Below are 19,061 nucleotides of genomic sequence, written 5' to 3'. Positions count from 1 at the left end.
CGGCGGATCGGCGGCGGGCCCGCCAACCCGGCTGACCCCGGGCCGCGGCGCCGCGCTGTGGCAGCATCGGCGCGTCGTCCCGAGCACCGCACCGTGACCACCGCCCGCACCAGCCACAGCCACCCGCTGCAGATCGCCGCGGTGCGCGCCAGTCCCGCGCACGGGCGCATCGGCATCACCTTCTGCCCCGGCAAGCACGACCGCAGCGCCGCCACCGGCGCCTGGGCGCGCGACCTGGGCATGGACCTGGACACGATCGCCGCCTGGGGCGCGAAGCTGGTGCTGACGCTGGTCGAGCCGGCGGAGCTGTCGGCGCTGAAGGTGCCGCAGCTCGGCCACGAGGTCAGACGCCGCGGCATCGCCTGGCAGCACCTGCCGATTCCCGACTTCGGCGTGCCCGGCGAACATTTCGAGCGCCAGTGGGTGCAGGCCGGAGCCGAGATCCGCGCCCTGCTGCGCGCCGGCGACGACGTGCTCGTGCACTGCAAGGGCGGCCTGGGCCGCGCCGGCATGATCGCCGCGCGGCTGCTGGCCGAGCTCGGCGTCGCCCCCGAGCAGGCCATCCGCGACGTGCGCCGCGCGCGCCACGGGGCCATCGAGACACCGGCCCAGATGATGCTGGTGCAGCGCACGCGCCCGCTGCCATGAGCCCTCGGGAGTCGGGGCGCATTCCCGCTCGGCGGGGCCGGCCGCCCGGCCGAAGGGGACCCTGGTGAACCCGTTCGTGCGTCCCGAACCGCCGGAACCCGCGCCCGATGCCGCCGCGCGTGTGCTCGACACCGCCACGCTGCAGCGCGTCGGCGGCCGCCTGGGCAGCAACCCGGCCGGTGTCTACCGCGACGAGGCTGGGCGCCGCTACTACGTGAAGGAGCTGGAGAGCCCGGCGCTGGCGCGCAACGAGTGGCTCGCGGCCCAGCTCTACCGCCTGGCCGGGGCGCCGACGCTGCGCTACCTGCGCACGCGGGCCGCCGACCAGGTGGCCACCGAGTTCGTCGTGCTCGACAAGAAGAACGTCGGCCAGCTCGACGAGGCCGAACGCCGCCAGGCCCGGCGCTGGCTGGGCGTGCACGCCTGGACCGCCAACTGGGATGCCGCCGGCTACGACGGCGACAACCAGGGCGTGACCGGCGGCACGGTGCTGACGCTGGACGTCGGCGGCGCGCTCGAGTTCCGCGCCCAGGGCAGCCCCAAGGGCCGCGCCTTCGGCCACGAGGTCGGCGAACTCGACCGCCTGCGCCACGACCCCGACAACCGGCACGCAAGCCGCCTCTTCGGCGAGATCGGCGAGGCCGAGTTGCACGAGGCGATCTCGATCGTCACGCGGCTGGACGACGCCGCGGTGCGCGCCTGCGTGCTCGGCCACGGCGGCAGTGCGGCGCTGGCCGAGAAGATGCTCGCGCGCAAGGCAGACATGGCGCGGCGCCTCGGCGGCTGACGGACCCGGCGGCGGCCGCGCCGCGGCGCGTCAGTCCAGGTGCGGCCCGAGCCGCCGCAGCAGCATCGCGTCGGCCCATTCGAGGAAAGCCTGCACACGCGCCGGGCGCCGGCGCGGCGGCGGCGTCAGCCAGTGCATCGGCAGCGACGCGCAGCGCCAGCCCGGCAGCACGCGCACCAGCGCGCCGCTGTCCAGGTGCGGCGCGGCGACGAACTCGGCCAGCTGCACGACACCCAGGCCGTCGAGCGCGGCCGACAACGCCGCGGCGCTGTCGGTGGTGACCAGGCGCGCCGGCAGCTCGAGCTCGACGGACGCGGTGTCGCGCCGCAGCCGCAGCGGGCGCAGCCGGCCGGTGGAGCCGGCGACGAAGCCCACCTGCGGATGCGCGGCCAGGGCCTGCGGCGTGGCCGGCACGCCGTGGCGCTCGAGATGGCGCGGCGCCGCGCAGAGCACGAAGCGCAGCGCGCCGACCGGGCGCGCGACCAGGCCCGAGTCGGGCAGCTCGCCGCCGCGCAGCGCGCAGTCGACCCCGGCGGCCACGAGATCGACACGCCGATCGGTGCAGCCGAGTTCGACGTCGATGCCCGGATGGCTGTCGAGGAAGCCGCGGATCTCCTGCGCGAACAGCAGCCGCCCGACCGCCACCGGCACGTCCACGCGCAGCTGGCCCTGCAGCGCCCGGCTGCCCTGGCGCAGCGTGGTCTCGGCCTCGTCGAGCTGCTGCAGGATGGACCGCGCCCGCTCGTGGAAACGCAGGCCCTCGGTCGTCGGCGTCACCTTGCGCGTGGTGCGCGTCAGCAGCCGCACGCCGAGCTTGGCTTCGAGCTGCTGCACCAGCTGGCTGACGCTGGCCTTGTGCAGACCGAGCTGCTGTGCGGCCCGGGTGAAGCTGCCGCTGTCGACCACCTGGACATAGGCGCGCATCGCCTCGAAACGGTCCATTGCCGGCCTCCGTGTACGCGGTGATTGTCAACGGATCCAAGACAGTGTGTCGCCCCCGGCGGGCTGGGCACGGCCGCGGCGGACTCCTAGAGTGACGCTCGACGGGCCAGCCGGCCCTTCACGATGGAGGAACCCGATGTCCAGGACGCTTCATGTCGCGGCCGCTGCTGTCGCGCCGCTGTGCGTCGCCACCTTTCTGGTCTCGACGCTGGCCGTCGAGCTGCTGGGCAGCGCCGAGGCCATCGCCGGCGTCAAGGCGGCGATCGTCGCGCCCGGGCTGTGGCTCCTGGTGCCGGCGATGGCCGCCTTGGGCGGCAGCGGCATCCGGCTGGCGCGCACACGCCGCGACCCTCTCGTCGAAGCCAAGCGGCGGCGCATGCGGCTCGTCGCGGCCAACGGCCTGCTGGTGCTCGTGCCCTGCGCGCTGCTGCTCGACACGTGGGCATCGGCCGGGCGCTTCGACACGGCGTTCTTCGCGCTGCAGGGCGTCGAGCTGCTGGCCGGCAGCGCCAACCTGGCGCTGATGCTGAGCGGCCTGCGCGACGGGCGGCGGCTGGCGGCCCGCCGGCGCGTGGCAGCCGCGCGCGGCTGAGAGCGCGGCCCTCAGGCCACCGCAGCCCAGCGCGTGTAGACCGCCTCCACGTCGCCGGCGAAGTAGTCGGGGTTGAGTTCGCGGATCGTCGCCAGGCTGGCGGTCAGCCCTTCGAGATGCGCGCTGACCCGCGCCACCGCGGTGTCGGCGTCGTGCGCGGCGATGGCGTCGACCAGCGCCGCGTGTTCGTCCAGCGCCAGCTCCATGCGGTGCGGCTGCGGCAGCGTCAGGCGGCGGAAGCGGTCGAGCTGGACCTTGATCTGCTGCACCATCTCCCAGATGCCGGGCAGGCCGGCGGCCTCGGCGATGGCGCGGTGCATGGTCTCGTCGGCGGCGTGGAAGCCGGCCTGGTCGCCGGCTTCGAGCGTTTCGCGCTGCAGCTCGATCAGCGCGCGCAGCCCGGCGATGTCGGAGCCGCGTGCGCGTTCGGCGGCGGCACGCACGGTGATCGTCTCCAGCGCGGTGCGCGCCAGGATGATCTCCGGCAGCTTGGCCACCGGGATGCGCGCGACGATGGTGCCCGACTTGGGCACGATCTCGACCAGCTTCTCGTCGGCCAGGCGCAGCAGCGCCTCGCGCACCGGGGTGCGGCTGACCTGCGCTTCCTGCGCGATCTCCTTCTCGTAGATCACGTCGCCGGGGCGGCGCTGCAGCGACACGATCTCGTCGCGCAGGCGCTCGTGCACCAGCTGCGCGGCCGTGAGGCTCGCGCCGTTCGCGGCGGCCACGCGCCGTGCGTCGCCACCGATGGTCCAGTCCGCCATGGGATCCCTTCCTGGGCCCGCGAAACGCGGCCGCCGCATGGCGCCCGCTCCGGCGAGCAGTTCTCGCATATTACATATATGGCCACCCCGACAGGGGCTTGGCCGCGTCAGAGGGCTCGCCGGCCGGGCTGCCGAGCCCGGTCACCGCCGACGACGGGCCGCCGAAACGGCGCCGGGATCGCGCCGCACCGCACGTCAAGTCCGGTCGTCATGGAATCAGTGAAAACACTAGGTCAAACGCCTCAAAGATCGCTATGTATACCAAATACTCCTTGTATATCATGCATACAGACCGCCCCACCTGACCCGCAAGACGGCGCACAGACGCCCTGACGGCAGGCCCGATGCGAGCGGCGCAACAACCGGCGACCGGCCCACGAGGCTGGCGACCGGGAGACCGCTGGCAAGGACCGAGAGATGGACAAGAGCCCCGTGCTGCGCGTCGCCGCGATCGGCGAGTGCATGGTCGAACTGCAGGAGCGTGCCGACGGCAGCGTCAGCCAGGCGTTCGGCGGCGACACGCTGAACACCGCGGTCTACATGGCCCGCCTGGGCCGGCGCCTCGGCCGCTTCGTGCACTACGTCAGCGCCATCGGCGACGACCCGTTCAGCCACGCGATGGCCGAGTTCTGGCGCGCCCAGGGCGTCGACGACAGCCTGACGATGCGCCGCACCGGCCGCCGCCCGGGGCTGTACTTCATCAAGACCGACGCCGCCGGCGAGCGCCGCTTCTTCTACTGGCGCGGCGAGGCCGCGGTGCGCGAGGCCTTCGAGTGCGAAGGCTCGGACGCGCTGCTCGAGTCGCTCGCCGGCTTCGACGCGATCTACCTGTCGGGCATCAGCCTGGCGGTGCTGCGCCCGGCCAGCCGCGAGCGCCTGCTGGTGCGCCTGGCCGACCTGGCCGCCGCCGGCAAGACGATCGACTTCGACTGCAACTACCGCCCGCTGCTGTGGGAGGACGTGGCCACGACACGCGCCGTCTACGAACGTGTCTTCGGCTTCGCCCGCCGCGTGCTGGTGACGGTCGAGGAACTGGAGGTGCTGGGCGTGGCCCCGCACCCGGCGGCCGGCGCGGCGCACTTCCGCCCGCTGACGCAGCTCGAAGTCGTCATCAAGGACGGCGCCAAGCCCTGCACGCTGATCCACGGCGGCCAGGTCGAGTCCGTCGCCGCGACCTGCATCCCGCAGGTCGTCGACACCACCGCCGCCGGCGACAGCTTCTCCGGCGCCTATCTCCTCGGACGCATGCTGGGCCTGGCCCCGGCCGAAAGCGCCCGCCGGGCCCACCGGGTGGCCGGCGCCGTGGTCCAGCACCGCGGCGCCATCATCCCGGCCGAGGCCACCCCCGACGTCTACGCCACGGAAACGGCCGCAGACCGCCCGTAGCGCGTTCCACCCTGCCGGCCCCACCCGGCTTTCTCTGCACACAAGGGGTACGTCCATGAACATCAAGAAGGCGATCGACCGGATTCCCGGTGGCCTGATGCTGGTGCCGCTGATCCTCGGCGCGCTGACCAAGACCTTCTTCCCGGACGCCGGCAAGTACTTCGGCTCGTTCACCAACGGGCTGATCACGGGCACGGTGCCGATCCTGGCAGTGTGGTTCTTCTGCATGGGCGCGACGATCGACTTGCGCGCCACCGGCACGGTGCTGCGCAAGTCGGGCAACCTCGTCGTCGTCAAGACGCTGGTCGCCTGGGCCGCCACCTGGATGGCCGCGCAATGGCTGCCGATGGACGGCGTGCAGGCGGGCCTCTTCGCCGGCTTCTCGGCGCTGGCCATCTGCGCCGCGATGGACATGACCAACGGCGGCCTCTACGCCGCGGTGATGCAGCAGTACGGCACCAAGGAGGAGGCGGGCGCCTTCGTCCTGATGTCGGTCGAGTCGGGCCCGCTGGTGTCGATGCTGATCCTCGGCGCCGCCGGCGTCGCCAGCTTCGAGCCGCGGCTGTTCGCCGGCGCGGTGCTGCCCTTCCTGATCGGCTTCGCGCTCGGCAACCTCGACAAGGACCTGAAGGAGTTCTTCGGCAAGTGCGTGCACGTGCTGATCCCGTTCTTCGGCTTCGCGCTGGGCAACGGCATCAACCTGAACGTGATCGCGCAGACCGGCCTCGGCGGCATCCTGCTGGGCCTGATGGTGATCGTCGTCACCGGCATCCCGCTGATGATCGCCGACAAGCTGATCGGCGGCGGCAACGGCACCGCCGGCCTCGCCGCCTCGTCGACCGCCGGCGCCGCCGTGGCCAACCCGATGATCATCGCGGAGATGGTGCCGGCCTTCAAACCGGCCGCCGCCGCCGCGACCTCGCTGGTCGCCGCCGCCTGCCTGACCACCGCCATCCTGGTGCCCGTGCTGACCGGCCTGTGGGCCAAGCGCATGGCCGCTCGCGGCGACACCAAGACCCAGCCGGCCACGGCCTGAGCCCGACCACGTCGCCCCGCGCGTGAGGTGCCGGTTCTGGCCGCACGCGCCGGGCGCCCCCGGCCGGCAGCACGCCGGCCGGGCCCTCCGAACCCCAGGACCGCAGCGGAATCCGCCATGTTCCTCAGCCACATCTCCCTGCTCGACCGCGAGGCCGACCAGTTGCCCGCCGCGCTGGTGCGCGGCCTTCGTTTTCTCGCCGAGACCGATATCGAGAGCCTGCCCGCCGGGCGTTTCGACCTCGACGGCGACCGCCTGTTCGCGCTGGTCCAGGACTACGACACCGAGCCCAAGGCCCACAAGCGCGCCGAATCGCACGCGCGCTACATCGACATCCAGTACGTCGCGCGCGGGCTGGAGGTCATCGGCTACGCGCCGCTGAACCACGGCGGCGCCGTCGAGGAAGACCTGCTCGCCGAACGCGACGTGCAGTTCTTCGCCTCGGTCGCCGACGAGACCGACCTGCTGCTGGGCCCCGGCAGCTACGCCATCTTCCACCCCACCGACATCCACCGCCCGGGCTGCTGCGACGACCGCAGCCGCAAGGTGCGCAAGGTCGTGGTCAAGGTGCTCGCCTGAACCACGCCACCGACACGGGAAACACCATGGACATCCGCTACTCCACGAACCAGCGCGACTTCAAGCGCTACACGACCGAAGAGACGCGCCGCGAGTTCCTGATCCAGAACCTGTACCTGCCCGACACCGTGCAGGCCGTCTACAGCCACGTCGACCGGATGGTGACCTTCGGCTGCATGCCGGTCGACGAGGCGGTGCCGCTGGACAAGGGCATCGCCTGCATGAAGACCTTCGGCACGAACTACGTGCTGGAGCGCCGCGAGCTCGGTATTTTCAACATCGGCGGCGCCGGCTCGGTCGAGGCCGACGGCGTGCGCTACCAGCTCGGTTTCCAGGACTGCCTGTACGTCAGCCAAGGCACGCGCGAAGTCGTCTTCCGCAGCGCCGACCCGTCGCGGCCGGCCAAGTTCTACATGGTCAGCGCGCCGGCCCACAAAGCCTGCAAGACGACCTTCATCTCGATCGCCGACGCGAAGAAGAAGCCCGTCGGCGACACCGCGACGGCCAACAAGCGCGTCATCAACCAGTTCATCCACCCCGACGTGCTGGAGACCTGCCAGCTGTCGATGGGCCTCACGCAGCTGGAGCCCGGCAACGTCTGGAACACGATGCCGGCGCACACGCACGAGCGCCGCATGGAGATCTACACCTACTTCGGCATCCCCGAAGGCCAGGCCGTGTTCCACATGATGGGCGAGGGCCAGGAGACGCGCCACATCCTCGTGCACAACGAGGAGGCGGTGATCTCGCCGTCGTGGTCGATCCACTCGGGCTGCGGCACCTCGGCCTACACCTTCATCTGGGCGATGGGCGGCGAGAACCAGACCTTCGACGACATGGACCACATCGCGATCGGCGACCTGCGCTGACGCCGCCGAACAAGGACAGACCATGAGCTTCTACCCCGACGCCTTCTCCCTGAAGGGCAAGGTCGCGCTCGTCACCGGCGCCAGCTACGGCATCGGCTTCGCACTGGCCAGCGCACTGGCCGAGGCCGGCGCGACGATCGCCTTCAACGACATCAACGAGGACTTCCTCGCCCAGGGCCTGGCGGCCTACAAGGCCGCCGGCATCACCGCCCACGGCTATCTGTGCGACGTCACCGACGAGCCGGCGGTGCAGAAGATGGTCGCGCAGATCGAGCGCGAGGTCGGCACGGTCGACATCCTGGTGAACAACGCCGGCATCATCAAGCGCGTGCCGATGCACGAGATGGCGGCCAGCGAGTTCCGCCAGGTCATCGACATCGACCTGACGGCGCCCTTCATCCTGGCCAAGGCGGTGATCCCGGCGATGATCGCCAAGGGCGGCGGCAAGATCATCAACATCTGCTCGATGATGAGCGAGCTGGGCCGCGAGACCGTCTCGGCCTACGCCGCCGCCAAGGGCGGGCTGAAGATGCTGACGCGCAACATCGCCTCGGAGTACGGCGCGCACAACATCCAGTGCAACGGCATCGGCCCGGGCTACATCGAGACGCCGCAGACCGCGCCGCTGCGCACGCCCGGCCACCCGTTCAACAGCTTCATCCTCGCCAAGACCCCGGCCAACCGCTGGGGCCGCACCGAGGACCTGAAGGGCCCGGCGGTGTTCCTCGCCTCCAGCGCCTCGGACTTCGTCAACGGCCACGTGCTCTACGTGGACGGCGGCATCCTGGCCTACATCGGCAAGCAGCCTTAAGGCTCGACTTCCCCACGACGCCCCCGGCGCCGCACACGCGGTTCCGGGGGCGTTCTTCATCGCGCGTCGGCGGCGAACCGGCACACATCGGCGGGCCAGAGCATTCAAGATCCTCGCAGCGCACATGCGAGTTTTCGTGACACCAGAATTCGCTCTAAGATGTTGTCATTCAACAGATCCTGATCCGCCATTCAAGATTCATCGGAAGCCGGATTCAAGATCCCGCAACACCGTGCCCCAGTTCCATCACCACGATCTGCGACTGCTGAACCCGCGGTTCGACTCGCCGTTGCTGGACGTGCTGACCGACCTGGAGCACCTGCGCCGGCTGGAGATCCGCGGCAGCACGCCAGCGCCGGTCTTCATGCAGCTCAAGCAGGTGTTCCACCTGCTCGAAAGCCTGGCGTCGGCGCGCATCGAAGGCAACCACACGACGCTGGCCGACTATGTCGAAGCCAAGGTGGTGCCGGGACGACCCGACGGCGAGCCGCTGCGCGAGATCGAGAACATCGAGGCCGCGATGCGCCAGCTGGAAGAGACCGTGGAACCCGGCTCGGCGCTGAGCGAGCACCTGCTGCGCGGCCTGCACACGACCACGGTCCAGGGCCTCGAACGCGAGGGCGACCGCACGCCAGGCTGCTATCGCGGCGGCCCGGTGCGCATCGCCCAAGCCGAGCACCAGCCGCCCGAAGCCGTGCAGGTGCCCGGCTACATGAGCGAGCTGGTGGACTTCGTCAACCGGCCCGACGCGCCCAAGTACGACCTGATGAAGGTCGCGCTGGCGCACCACCGCTTCGCCTGGATCCACCCGTTCAGCAACGGCAACGGCCGCGTCGTGCGGCTGCTGACCTACGCGATGCTGGTCAAGTACGGCTTCCAGGTCAGCGCCGCCGGCCGGCTGCTGAACCCCGCGGCCGTGTTCTGCGCCGACCGTCAGCGCTATTACTCGATGCTGGCGCAGGCCGACAGCGGCCAGGACGCGGCGCTGGAATCGTGGTGCACCTACGTGCTCGGCGGCATCCGTGACGAGCTCGAGAAGGTCGCCCGCCTGGCCGACTACGCGCATCTGCAGAAGGTGGTGCTGCTGCCCGCGCTGGCCCACGCGCGCGAACGCCAGCTGATCACCGCCCAGGAGGAGGCCGTGCTGCAGCTGGCGATCCACGCCGGCACGCTGAAGGCCGGCGACCTCGACGCCGCGCTGCCCGGCCTCAACGCCAACCAGCGCACCTACCAGATCCGCAAGCTGCTCGACAGCGGCATGCTGCAGCCGGTGCGGCCGGGGGCACGCCAGTACACGCTGGGTTTCATGCACAGCACGCTGCTGCGCGGCGTCGTCAAGGCGCTGACCGATCAGGGGTTCGTGCCGCCGGCGCTGGCCCGGCCGGGCTGAAACCAAGCCGAGCGATGAAACCCCGCATCCTGCTGCTGGAAGACGACCACGCGATCGCCGGCACCGTGGCCTTCGCGCTGGAGCGCGAGGGCTTCGCCGTCGAGGCCGTGACACTGCTGCGCGACGCCGACGCGGCACTGCGCCGCGCCACGCCCGCGGCCGCGGTGCTCGACGTCGCGCTGCCCGACGGCAACGGGCTGGACCTGCTGCGGCGCTGGCGCGCCGACGGCGACGCCCGCGTCGCGACGCTGCCGCTGCTGGTGCTGACGGCACGCGGCGAGGAGATCGACCGCGTGCTCGGCCTGGAAGCCGGCGCCGACGACTACCTGCCCAAGCCCTTCAGCCCGCGCGAGCTGGTGGCCCGTGTGCGCGCGCTGCTGCGGCGCGCCGCGATGCCGCGTGCCGCGCCGCAGGTCTTCGAGCTCGACGAGCCCGGCCAGCGCATCCGCTACCGCGGCGCCGTGCTGGCGCTGACGCGGCTGGAGTACGGCCTGCTGCGCGAGCTGATCCTGGCGCGCGGTCGCATCCTGTCGCGCGAGGCGCTGTTCGACCGCGTCTGGGGCACCCAGGCCGAAGCCGCCGACCGCACCGTCGACACCCACGTCAAGACGCTGCGCGCCAAGCTGCGCGAGGTGCATGCCGGCGCCGACCCGATCGCCACCCACCGCGGCCTGGGCTACACGCTGGCCGACGGCGAGGGCTGAATGCACATCGGCCTGCGGCTGTTCTTCGCCTTCGCCGCGATCACCGGGCTGGCGGCCTTCTTCGTGCTGCGTGTCTTCGTCACCGAGATCAAGCCCAGCGTGCGCGAGGTGATGGAAGACGTGATGGTCGACAGCGCCAACCTGCTGGCCGAGGTCGCCGCGCCCGAACTCGCGGCGCTGCCGGCCGGTGGCACGCTGGGCGACGGGCCCTTCGCCGGCGCGGTGCGCGAGTACGCGGCGCGCGAGGTCGACGTGAAGATCTGGGGCCTGCACAAGACGACGCTGGACCTGCGTGTCGTCGTCACCGACGCCGCCGGCCGCGTGGTCTTCGACTCCGGCACGCCGCCGGCCACCGGCCAGGACTACTCGCGCTGGCGCGACGTGCTGCTGACGCTGCGCGGCGAGTACGGCGCGCGCACCACGCGCAACGGTGCCGGCGACGAGAGCTCGGTGATGCACGTCGCCGCGCCGGTGCGCAGCGGCGGCCGCACCGTCGGCGTGCTCGTCGTCGCCAAGCCGCTGGCGAGCATCATGCCCTTCGTCGAACGTGCCGAACGCAAGGTGCTGTGGGCCGGCGTGCTGCTGCTCGGGCTGTCGCTGGCGATCGGCGTGGTGGTCACGCTGTGGGCGGTGCACGCGGTGCGCCGGCTGCGCGCCTACGCGCAGGCCGTCGGCGAGAGGCCCGAAGGCCCGCGCCGCACGCCGCCGGCGCCGCCCGCACTCGGCGGCGAACTCGGCGAGCTGGCGCAGGCCATGGACCGCATGCGCCAGCGCCTGGAAGGCCGCGAGCAGCTCGAACACCAGGTGCGTGCGCTGACCCACGAGCTGAAGACGCCGCTGGCCGGCATCCGCGGCGCCGCCGAGCTGCTGCACGAGGACCTGCCCGAGGCCGACCGCCGGCGTTTCGTGCAGCAGGTCGACACGCAGGCGCGGCGGCTGCAGGCCATCGTCGAGCAGATGCTCGAGCTGTCCAAGCTGGAGAGCCTGCAGGCGCTGCCGGCGCGCGTGCCGGTGGACCTGAACGTGCTGGCGCGGGAGGTCGCCCAGGCCCACGGCGCCGGCGACCGCCTGCGGCTGCCGGCCGAGGTCGCCGTCGTGATGGGCGACGCCGAGCGGCTGCGGCTGGCGATCTCCAACGTGCTCGCCAACGCCATCACCCATGCGCCGGCCGGCACGCCGCTGGAGGTGCAAGTGCGGCACGACGGCGGCACGCTGGAATGGTCGCTGCGCGACCACGGCCCCGGCGTGCCCGACTACGCGCTGGCGCGCCTGGGCGAACGTTTCTTCAGCACCGGCGAGGGCCGCGGCAGCGGCCTGGGCCTGGCCATCGTGCGCCAGGTGCTGTGGCTGCACGGCGGCAGCGTCGGCTTCGAGCCGGCCGCGCCGGGGCTGCGCGTCGTGTTCCGCTTCCCCTGACTTCACGCCCGCTTCACGCAGCCCATCGCCGCTTCACCGCCGCTGGCCAGACTGCGGCGCATCGTGAAACAACGGAGCGAGGAACGATGCGAAACCCGGTGGTGGTGAAGGTGATGGCCGTGCTGGCCACGGTGCTGCTGATCTCGGTGGTGCTGGCGCGCATCGGCTGGCTGGTCGACGAGCGCCAGGTCTACCAGCACGAGGCGGTCGACAGCGTGCAGCAGTCGTACGCCGGCGCGCAGACGCTGATGGGGCCGGTGCTGCAGCGCCAGTGCGTCGAGGAATGGGAGGTCGTGCAGGGCAGCCGCACCGAGGTCGCGCGCCGCGGCTTCGCGCTGCAGGCGGTGCCTGCCGAGCTGGTGGCCAGCACGAAGACCCAGGCCGACGCACGCTACCGCGGCCTGTTCAAGGTGAACGGCTACAACGCCCGGCTGGAACTGCAGGCGCGCTGGCCGCAGCTGGCGGTGCTGCAGCCCAGGGCCGAGAACGCCGGCGGCCGCGTCAGCTGCCAGGCACCGACGGTCTGGGTGGCGGTGTCCGACCCGCGCGGGCTGCGCAGCGCGCGCATCCAGCTCGCCGGCCGCACGCTGGAGCTGCAGCCGGGCACCGGCCACAAGACCTGGAAGGACGGCTTGCATGCCGGGCTGCCGGCCGCGCTGGCCGACGGCGGCGCGCTGGAACTGAACGTGACGCTGGACCTCGTCGGCACCGCCGAGCTGGCCGTCGTGCCCGCCGCCCGCAGCGTGCAGTGGACGCTGGCCGCCGACTGGCCGCACCCGTCCTTCGGCGGCCGTTTCCTGCCGGTGACCCGCGAGGTGCGCGACGACGGCTTCGACGCCCGCTGGTCGGTCAGCGCGCTGGCCAGCAACGCGGCGCAGATCGTCGAGCAGGCCGGCGGCGAGAAGCCGCGCCTGGGCTCGCTGGACACGCTGGCCGTGACCTTCACCGACCCGGTGAACCCGTACGTGCTGGCCGACCGCGCGATCAAGTACGGCCTGCTGTTCGTCGTGCTCACCTTCGCCGCGGTGGCGCTGGCCGAGACGCTGGCGCGCCGGCGCGTGCGCCGCGTGCACCCGGTGCAGTACGCGCTGGTCGGGCTGGCGCTGGCGCTGTTCTTCCTGCTGCTGCTGGCGCTGTCGGAGCAACTTCCCTTTGCCGCCGCCTACGGCCTCGCCGCGGCCGCCTGCGTGCTGCTGCTGGGCAGCTACGGCCGCCACATGCTGGGCGGCGTGCGAGACGGCTGGCTGTTCGGCGCCGGCATGGCGCTGCTCTACGGCCTCTTGTACCTGCTCCTGCTGCGCGAGCAGACGGCGCTGCTCGTCGGCTCGCTGGGCCTGTTCGCGGCGCTGGCGGCGGTGATGCTGCTGACGCGGCGGCTGGACTGGTACCGGCTGGGGGCGGCCCCGGCGGCGCCGGAGGTCTGAGCCGGGCGGGCGGCACGACCGCCGCCCGCCCGCCGCTCGTTCAGGGCAGCACCACCCCCGCCGCCGTCCTCACCTGCTGGTGCGAGTAGTCCGCCCGCGCCGGGCGCGCCACCGTGCCCTGGGCCTTCACGTAGTCGGCGAAGGTCTGGGTGTAGAGCAGGTAGGTGTTCACCCAGGCGCCGGTGGCGTAGACCGTGCCCAGCGTGCGGTAACCGTCCTGGCCGGCGGCGATGAAGTCGTTGGTCACCAGCGTGTAGGTCCGCGCCGGGTCGATCGCCGACCAGGCACCGGTGACACGGTCCTTCACCTGCACCTGGCTGAAGCGGCTGCCCTTGGGCTGGCTCATGTCCAGGTTCCAGCGCAGACCGGCGGCGTACGGATGCGAGCCGCTGGACTGGCCGTTGTCGAGGTGGTTGGCGACGGCGTCCTCCAGCGCCGCGACCATCTGCGCGCCGGTGACGTCGATCTCGACGAGCACGTTGGTGAACGGCAGCAGCGTGAACGCGTCGTTCATCGTCAGCGTGCCGGCCCTCAGCGGCACGCGCACGCCACCGGCGTTCTGCAGCGCGAAGTGCGCGCGCCGGCTGGCCGCCAGGAAGGCCTCGGCGACGATCTGCGCCGCGTCGCTGCCGCGCGCCTGCAGGTTGGCTTGCGCCCCCGCCTCGATGCAGCCGGCGACCCCCGACGAGCGGTTGGTCGACTCGCCCGGCACACGCACCAGGCACAGCGCCTCGCTCGCCGAGCCGATGGTCTTGGTCTTCTCGGCCGCCACCTGCGAGGTGTAGGTCGCCAGCAGCGCCGCCGCGTCGGAATCGGGCGTCGTGACCTTGACGCGCGGCTCGTTGGCCAGGCCGGCGACGATGTTCGCCTGGGTGACCTCGTCCACCGCGACGAAGCTGCCCGAGCCGTTCTTGCGCGCGAAGCGGTCGCCGATCACCAGCGAGGCGTTGCCGCCGCAACTGGCGACCGCGCCCCGGTCGTCGAACTTCACGTTCATCAGCGCGAAGACCTTGGCGTACTCCCAGGCCTGGCCGATGCAGACCTTGGCGCCGTCCTTGTTCGTGACCTGCGTCGGGTAGGCGCCCGAGCTGGCGACGCCGAAGGCGCTGAAGTCGCCGAGCAGCGTGTGCGAGTCGCCGCCGACGATGACGTCGACGTCGCTCAGCTGCGCGGCCATCGCCTTGTCGGCCTCGTAGCCCTGGTGCGTCAGCAGCACGATGTGGCGGATGCCCTGGCGCTTGAGCTCGTCGATGGTTTTCTGAGCGGTCGTCACCTCGTCGAGGAACTGCGTCGTCGACAGCGGGCGCGAGGAGTTCGTCGTCTTGCCGGCGATGTCGATGCCGACGATGCCGACCCTGACGCCGTCGTAGGTCTTGATCGTGTACGGCTGGACGAGCGGGCTGCCCGACGGGTTCAGCGGCGTGCCGCTGGCGGGCACGACGTTGGCGCCGAGCACCGGGGTCTTGCAGCTGCCGGCATGCAGCATGTCGATGAAGTTGCGCGCCGCCTGGTCGCCGTCGTCGAACTCGTGGTTGCCGAGCTCGAACGCGTCGAAGCAGACGGTGTTCATCATCTTCGCGTCGGCCTCGCCCTTGAAGAAGGTGTAGTACAGCGTGCCGGTGACGGCGTCGCCCGCGTGCAGCTTCAAGAGGTTCTTCGTGCCGGCCTGGGCGTTGAACAGCGTCGTCAGGCGCGAGAAGCCGCCGAGCTCGACCTGCGTGGCCTCGCCGCCGATCTTCATCTCGAACGCGCTGAAGGGCTCGAGCTGCGAGTGGTGGTCGTTGACGTGGGCAATGTTGATCTCGATCGCCGGGTAGCGCTCGTCATCGCCTCCGCCGCAGGCCGACAGCGCGGCAACGGCCAGCGAGGTGATGCCGAACAGTGCAGCGCGCCGCAGCGATGCCGGGCGCAGTCGCGGGATCAGGGACATGAGGGGTCACCGGAGGTCATGAAGACGGCAGATGATTCCGGCGGCCGGTGAAAGCCGGATGACACCGGCGCCCCCGGCACTCCCCGGTTGCGGGGCCGGCCGCTCGTCACGGCGGCACCGGCCGGGCACTCCTTGTCCATGCGGCCCGGCATCGGCAGGCCCGCCGCCAGGGCATCGATCCGTTCCGGCGCCGACGATGAACTGCGCCGGGCGGATGCCGACGCGGTCGGCACGGCTCGAACCGCAGACGACGAGGATGTGGTCCAAGCCCGCCCACGCATTGACAGGAGCGAGGGCCGAGGCAGGCCGATGCGCGGCGGCAAACGCCTCGCCCACAACAGAGCATCGCGCCGTAATGCAATGCCTTTTGTGGCAACTCTGAAACCTCGGAATTGAGTCTATGAAGATATCGACTCGTTTCCTACAGTGGTCGCCATCGCAACCCTTTTTGCTACGGACACGACGAGCACGCCGATGCCCTAGCGTTTTCAGAGGACCTCATGAAATTGCTCAGCTTCCGCGACCGCCGAGGCGAACGCAGCTACGGCATCCGCAACGAACACGGCATCGTCGACCTCGGCCGGCGCCTGGGCAGCCGCTTCCCCACGCTGCGCGCGCTGCTCGCCGCGCCCGACGGCCTGGCGCTGGCGCGCCAGCACGAACACGCCGCCGCCGACCTGCAGGAACAGGACGTCGTCTTCCTGCCGGTCATCGACCGTCCGAACAAGATCTTCTGCGTCGGCATGAACTACGCCGCCAAGCGCCAGGAGTTCAACGAGAGCAACCCGGCACCGACGCTGTTCATTCGTTTCCCCGACTCGCAGACCGGCCACCGCTGCCCGGTCGTCAAGCCGCTGCAGAGCCGCGAGTTCGACTACGAAGGTGAACTCGCCGTGGTCATCGGCACTGGCGGCCGCGGCATCCGGCGCGAAGACGCGCTGCAGCACGTCGCCGGTTATGCCTGCTACATGGACGGCTCGGTGCGCGACTGGCAGCACACCTGGTTCACCGCCGGCAAGAACTGGCACGACACCGGCGCCTTCGGCCCGTGGATCGTGACCACCGACGAGATCCCCGACCCGCAGCAGCTGCGCCTGCGCACCTTCCTCAACGGCCAGCAGGTGCAGGACGAGAGCACCGCCGCGATGCTGCATCCGGTGGCCGAGCTGATCGAATACATCAGCACCTTCAGCGCGCTGTCGCCCGGCGACGTGATCATCACCGGCTCGCCCGGCGGCGTCGGCAAGAAGCGTGTGCCGCCGCTGTTCATGAACGACGGCGACACGATCGAGGTCGAGATCTCGGGCATCGGCCGCCTCAGCAACGTGATCGTCGACGAGGCGCCCGAAGTCGAAGACGACCCGGTGAGCCTGCTGCTCGCCGAGACTGCGGCCGCCTGACCGCCCCCCGCCGCCGCCGCCAGGCGGCGGGCTTTCACGATGCCGCCGCGACCCGGCGGCGCGCGCTTTCAGCCGCCCGCGAGGCGGCTTTCGATTTCGCGGTCCAGCGCGCGCGACAGCGTCGCCCAGGCCGCGCCCGGCGCATCGGCCGCACCGAGCTCCAGTTCCAGCCGGCGCCGCAGCACCACCAGCGCGCAGAGTTTCAGCCGCTGGCGTTCGCGCCCGTGCGGCCAACGTCCGGCGGCGGCCTTCAGGCCCTGGCGCCGGTCCAGCGTCTCGGCCACCAGCGCCTGCACCGCCGCCGCGTCCTGCCAGTCCAGCGCCAGCACGCGGGCGGCCTGCAGCAGCGCACGCTCGGTCTCGCGAGCCGTGGCCGCGTAGTCGATGAAGCCGGCCGTCACGCCTTGCCCCCCGGGCGCCGGAACAGCCACCAGTAGGCGCCGGCGACGAGCAGCGCGCCGCCGACCCAGTTGCCCAGCGTCACCACGCCGAGGTTGACGAGGTACTGCGCCACCGGGATCTCGGTGGCCGCCTTGGCCTGCGCCGCGGGTTCGGCCCAGAAGGCGGCCGGCGCGAACCACTTGACCATCAGGCCGTAGGGCACGAAGTACATGTTGGCCACGCAGTGCTCGAAGCCGGCGGCGACGAAGGCCGTGATCGGCAGGAACATCGCGACGATCTTGTCGGTCACGCTGCGCGCGGCCAGCGACAGCCAGGTCGCCAGGCACACCAGCACGTTGCACAGGATGGCCAGGCTGAAAGCCTTGAACGGCGGCAGGCTGGCCTTGCTGGCGGCCAGGTACAGCGCGCTGGCGCCGACCTCGCCGTGCCCGGCGCCGTACTGGCCGCCGAGGAAGACGATCAGCGCCGTGCCGAGCGCACCGACCAGGTTGCCCAGCCAGACGAGGGTCCAGACGCGCAGCATGCGCCGCGTGTCCAGCCGGCCGCTGGCCCAGGCCATGACCATCAGCGCGTCGCTGGTGAAGAGCTGCGCGCCGGCGACGACGACCAGCATCAGCCCCATCGAGAACGCAGCGCCCATCAGCAGGCGCATCACGCCCCAGGGCAGCACGTGGTCGGCGCCGGCGATGGCGACGGTGGCGAACATCGCGCCCAGCGCGACGAAGGCGCCGCCGAGCACGGCCAGGCCGAACTGCTGGGCGGCCGAGGCCTTGGCCTTCTTGACGCCCATCTCCTCGGCGGCGCAGGCCACCGCGTCGGGGGCCAGCGGGTCGAACAGCGAACGGGGGGCCGCCTCGGAGGCGGCAGACAACGGAGGACTCATCGGGTTCTCAATGGGAGAGCTGCGCCGCCGCGAGCCGCGCGGCGAGTGCACAGGACGCGAGGCGCGAACGCAGCGTGTCGGTGGCGCCGGCCAGGATCACCGGCAGCCGGGCGCCGAGCACGACACTGGCCGCGTCGGCGGCGGCAAAGAGGCGCAACTGCTTGACCAGCAGGTCTCCGGCCACGAGGTCGGGCACCAGCAGGATGTCGGCGTCGCCGGCCACCGGCGAGGCCAGACCCTTGGCACGAGCGGTGTCGGCGCAGATCGCGTCGTCCAGCGCCAGCGGGCCGTCGAGCAGGCCGCCGGTGATCTGGCCGCGTTCGGCCATCTTGCAGAGCACGGCGGCTTCCAGCGTCGAGGCGATCTTCGGGTTCACCGCCTCGGTCGACGACAGGATCGCGACCTTGGGCCTCGCGAGGCCGAGGGCCTGCGCGAGCCGGATCGCGTTCTGCACGATCTGCGCCTTGTCCTCGAGCGACGGCGAGACGTTGATCGCCGCGTCGGTGATCAGCAGCGGCCGTGCGCGGCCGGGCACCTGCACGACGGCGACCTGGCTCAGACGTGGCGCGACGCGCAGCCCGTGGTCCTTGCGCATCGCGAGGGCCACCATCTCGTCCGCAGGCAGCGCACCCTGCATCAGCGCGCCGACCTCGCCGTCGCGCGCCAGCTGCGCGGCAACTTCGACGGCCGCGTGCGCGGAAGTGGCGTCAACGAGGCAGCAGCCCGACAGGTCCAGCGCCTGCATCGCCGCCAGCCGCTGCATCGTCGCCGACGGGCCGACGAGCACCGGAGCCATCAGCCCGGTGCTCGCAGCCTCGACGGCGACCCGCAGCGAGATGTCGTCGCAGGGATAGACCAGCGCCGTCGGCAGCGGCGCTTCGCACGCGGCAGCGGCCGCACGCGCTTTCGGCGCGGCGCACAAGCGGAGGGTGGACATCGTGGTGATCTCCAGGCGAAGGCAGGCCCGGCCGGGTGGGCACCCGGTGTGTCGGAAGCAGTGGGAAACGCCGGGGCCGGCGTCAGTCGACGGCCAGCCCGGCCTCGCGGAACAGCGAACGCGTTCGCTCGGCCAGCTCTTCGGACGGCGGCGCCACGCCG

19 protein-coding genes are annotated in these 19,061 nt (G+C 71.6%); 13 read left to right on the top strand and 6 right to left on the bottom strand.

Going from position 1 to position 19,061, the window contains the following annotated elements; translation table 11 throughout:
- Positions 1–93: 93 nt before the first annotated feature.
- Positions 94–648 (top strand): cyclin-dependent kinase inhibitor 3 family protein, encoded by a 555-nt coding sequence (locus tag LOC65_RS16515; protein WP_164963067.1) that lies wholly within the window; start codon positions 94–96, stop codon positions 646–648.
- Between the two features lie 64 nt (positions 649–712).
- On the top strand, positions 713–1,435 hold the full coding sequence (locus LOC65_RS16510; protein WP_230248315.1) for a hypothetical protein: 723 nt from the start codon (positions 713–715) through the stop codon (positions 1,433–1,435).
- 30 nt (positions 1,436–1,465) lie between these two features.
- Here LOC65_RS16510 and LOC65_RS16505 read toward each other — a convergent pair whose 3' ends face one another.
- Entirely contained in the window at positions 1,466–2,377 is a 912-nt protein-coding gene (locus LOC65_RS16505; RefSeq protein ID WP_230248314.1) for a LysR substrate-binding domain-containing protein, read from the bottom strand.
- A gap of 136 nt (positions 2,378–2,513) precedes the next feature.
- Here LOC65_RS16505 and LOC65_RS16500 point away from each other — a divergent pair, with 136 nt between their 5' ends.
- Entirely contained in the window at positions 2,514–2,969 is a 456-nt protein-coding gene (locus LOC65_RS16500) for a hypothetical protein (protein ID WP_230248313.1), read from the top strand.
- A gap of 11 nt (positions 2,970–2,980) precedes the next feature.
- Here the strand turns inward: LOC65_RS16500 and LOC65_RS16495 are convergent, their stop codons facing one another.
- Positions 2,981–3,733, bottom strand: coding sequence for a GntR family transcriptional regulator (locus LOC65_RS16495; RefSeq protein WP_009855506.1), 753 nt, complete (start codon positions 3,731–3,733; stop codon positions 2,981–2,983).
- A 417-nt stretch (positions 3,734–4,150) separates the two neighbouring features.
- On the opposite strand from LOC65_RS16495, the gene LOC65_RS16490 reads away from it, so the two are divergent.
- The 9 genes from LOC65_RS16490 to creD all read left to right on the top strand — a co-directional run bounded on the left by LOC65_RS16490 (position 4,151) and on the right by creD (position 13,348).
- Positions 4,151–5,119 carry a sugar kinase gene (locus tag LOC65_RS16490; protein WP_230248312.1) on the top strand — a complete coding sequence of 323 codons (969 nt, stop codon included), beginning with the start codon at positions 4,151–4,153 and terminating at the stop codon, positions 5,117–5,119.
- 55 nt (positions 5,120–5,174) lie between these two features.
- Complete coding sequence (gene kdgT, locus LOC65_RS16485; RefSeq protein ID WP_009855504.1) at positions 5,175–6,155, top strand: 2-keto-3-deoxygluconate transporter; 981 nt, start codon at positions 5,175–5,177, stop codon at positions 6,153–6,155.
- Positions 6,156–6,272: 117 nt separating this feature from the next.
- On the top strand, positions 6,273–6,734 hold the full coding sequence (locus LOC65_RS16480) for a YhcH/YjgK/YiaL family protein (RefSeq protein WP_009855503.1): 462 nt from the start codon (positions 6,273–6,275) through the stop codon (positions 6,732–6,734).
- A 26-nt stretch (positions 6,735–6,760) separates the two neighbouring features.
- Positions 6,761–7,603, top strand: coding sequence for a 5-dehydro-4-deoxy-D-glucuronate isomerase (gene kduI, locus LOC65_RS16475; protein WP_009855502.1), 843 nt, complete (start codon positions 6,761–6,763; stop codon positions 7,601–7,603).
- 22 nt (positions 7,604–7,625) lie between these two features.
- On the top strand, positions 7,626–8,414 hold the full coding sequence (locus tag LOC65_RS16470) for a gluconate 5-dehydrogenase (RefSeq protein WP_230248311.1): 789 nt from the start codon (positions 7,626–7,628) through the stop codon (positions 8,412–8,414).
- A 232-nt stretch (positions 8,415–8,646) separates the two neighbouring features.
- Complete coding sequence (locus tag LOC65_RS16465; protein WP_164963073.1) at positions 8,647–9,804, top strand: Fic family protein; 1,158 nt, start codon at positions 8,647–8,649, stop codon at positions 9,802–9,804.
- Positions 9,805–9,818: 14 nt separating this feature from the next.
- Complete coding sequence (locus LOC65_RS16460; protein WP_164963074.1) at positions 9,819–10,508, top strand: winged helix-turn-helix domain-containing protein; 690 nt, start codon at positions 9,819–9,821, stop codon at positions 10,506–10,508.
- On the top strand, positions 10,509–11,924 hold the full coding sequence (gene creC, locus LOC65_RS16455) for a two-component system sensor histidine kinase CreC (RefSeq protein WP_230248310.1): 1,416 nt from the start codon (positions 10,509–10,511) through the stop codon (positions 11,922–11,924).
- 86 nt (positions 11,925–12,010) lie between these two features.
- Positions 12,011–13,348 carry a cell envelope integrity protein CreD gene (creD, locus tag LOC65_RS16450; protein ID WP_230248309.1) on the top strand — a complete coding sequence of 446 codons (1,338 nt, stop codon included), beginning with the start codon at positions 12,011–12,013 and terminating at the stop codon, positions 13,346–13,348.
- 40 nt (positions 13,349–13,388) lie between these two features.
- Here the strand turns inward: creD and LOC65_RS16445 are convergent, their stop codons facing one another.
- Entirely contained in the window at positions 13,389–15,278 is a 1,890-nt protein-coding gene (locus tag LOC65_RS16445; RefSeq protein ID WP_230248308.1) for a bifunctional UDP-sugar hydrolase/5'-nucleotidase, read from the bottom strand.
- A gap of 500 nt (positions 15,279–15,778) precedes the next feature.
- Between LOC65_RS16445 and LOC65_RS16440 the strand changes: the two genes are divergently transcribed.
- Positions 15,779–16,678, top strand: coding sequence for a fumarylacetoacetate hydrolase family protein (locus LOC65_RS16440; RefSeq protein ID WP_029719008.1), 900 nt, complete (start codon positions 15,779–15,781; stop codon positions 16,676–16,678).
- A 68-nt stretch (positions 16,679–16,746) separates the two neighbouring features.
- Here the strand turns inward: LOC65_RS16440 and LOC65_RS16435 are convergent, their stop codons facing one another.
- From LOC65_RS16435 to LOC65_RS16425, 3 genes are read right to left on the bottom strand one after another with little or no spacing between them, the layout of a single operon-like run.
- Positions 16,747–17,079: a hypothetical protein gene (locus tag LOC65_RS16435; protein WP_230248307.1), complete on the bottom strand. Its 333-nt coding sequence runs from the start codon at positions 17,077–17,079 to the stop codon at positions 16,747–16,749.
- Positions 17,076–17,963 carry a formate/nitrite transporter family protein gene (locus LOC65_RS16430; protein ID WP_310736939.1) on the bottom strand — a complete coding sequence of 296 codons (888 nt, stop codon included), beginning with the start codon at positions 17,961–17,963 and terminating at the stop codon, positions 17,076–17,078. Before LOC65_RS16430 ends, LOC65_RS16435 begins: the two co-directional genes overlap by 4 nt.
- A gap of 7 nt (positions 17,964–17,970) precedes the next feature.
- Complete coding sequence (locus LOC65_RS16425; RefSeq protein WP_230248305.1) at positions 17,971–18,900, bottom strand: bifunctional enoyl-CoA hydratase/phosphate acetyltransferase; 930 nt, start codon at positions 18,898–18,900, stop codon at positions 17,971–17,973.
- Between the last annotated feature and the right edge of the window lie 161 nt (positions 18,901–19,061).

It is taken from the genome of Rubrivivax sp. JA1055 (genome assembly GCF_020966565.1).
Taxonomy (GTDB): domain Bacteria; phylum Pseudomonadota; class Gammaproteobacteria; order Burkholderiales; family Burkholderiaceae_C; genus Rubrivivax; species Rubrivivax benzoatilyticus.
This window is presented reverse-complemented; position numbering and strand designations above follow the sequence as displayed.

Coding starts and splice junctions, on each gene's coding strand:
- LOC65_RS16505 (WP_230248314.1), bottom strand. CDS start 2,377: ATGGACCGTTTCGAGGCGATGCGCGCCTATGTCCAGGTGGTCGACAGC.
- LOC65_RS16500 (WP_230248313.1), top strand. CDS start 2,514: ATGTCCAGGACGCTTCATGTCGCGGCCGCTGCTGTCGCGCCGCTGTGC.
- LOC65_RS16495 (WP_009855506.1), bottom strand. CDS start 3,733: ATGGCGGACTGGACCATCGGTGGCGACGCACGGCGCGTGGCCGCCGCG.
- LOC65_RS16490 (WP_230248312.1), top strand. CDS start 4,151: ATGGACAAGAGCCCCGTGCTGCGCGTCGCCGCGATCGGCGAGTGCATG.
- kdgT (WP_009855504.1), top strand. CDS start 5,175: ATGAACATCAAGAAGGCGATCGACCGGATTCCCGGTGGCCTGATGCTG.
- LOC65_RS16480 (WP_009855503.1), top strand. CDS start 6,273: ATGTTCCTCAGCCACATCTCCCTGCTCGACCGCGAGGCCGACCAGTTG.
- kduI (WP_009855502.1), top strand. CDS start 6,761: ATGGACATCCGCTACTCCACGAACCAGCGCGACTTCAAGCGCTACACG.
- LOC65_RS16470 (WP_230248311.1), top strand. CDS start 7,626: ATGAGCTTCTACCCCGACGCCTTCTCCCTGAAGGGCAAGGTCGCGCTC.
- LOC65_RS16460 (WP_164963074.1), top strand. CDS start 9,819: ATGAAACCCCGCATCCTGCTGCTGGAAGACGACCACGCGATCGCCGGC.
- creC (WP_230248310.1), top strand. CDS start 10,509: ATGCACATCGGCCTGCGGCTGTTCTTCGCCTTCGCCGCGATCACCGGG.
- creD (WP_230248309.1), top strand. CDS start 12,011: ATGCGAAACCCGGTGGTGGTGAAGGTGATGGCCGTGCTGGCCACGGTG.
- LOC65_RS16445 (WP_230248308.1), bottom strand. CDS start 15,278: ATGTCCCTGATCCCGCGACTGCGCCCGGCATCGCTGCGGCGCGCTGCA.
- LOC65_RS16440 (WP_029719008.1), top strand. CDS start 15,779: ATGAAATTGCTCAGCTTCCGCGACCGCCGAGGCGAACGCAGCTACGGC.
- LOC65_RS16430 (WP_310736939.1), bottom strand. CDS start 17,963: ATGAGTCCTCCGTTGTCTGCCGCCTCCGAGGCGGCCCCCCGTTCGCTG.
- LOC65_RS16425 (WP_230248305.1), bottom strand. CDS start 18,900: ATGTCCACCCTCCGCTTGTGCGCCGCGCCGAAAGCGCGTGCGGCCGCT.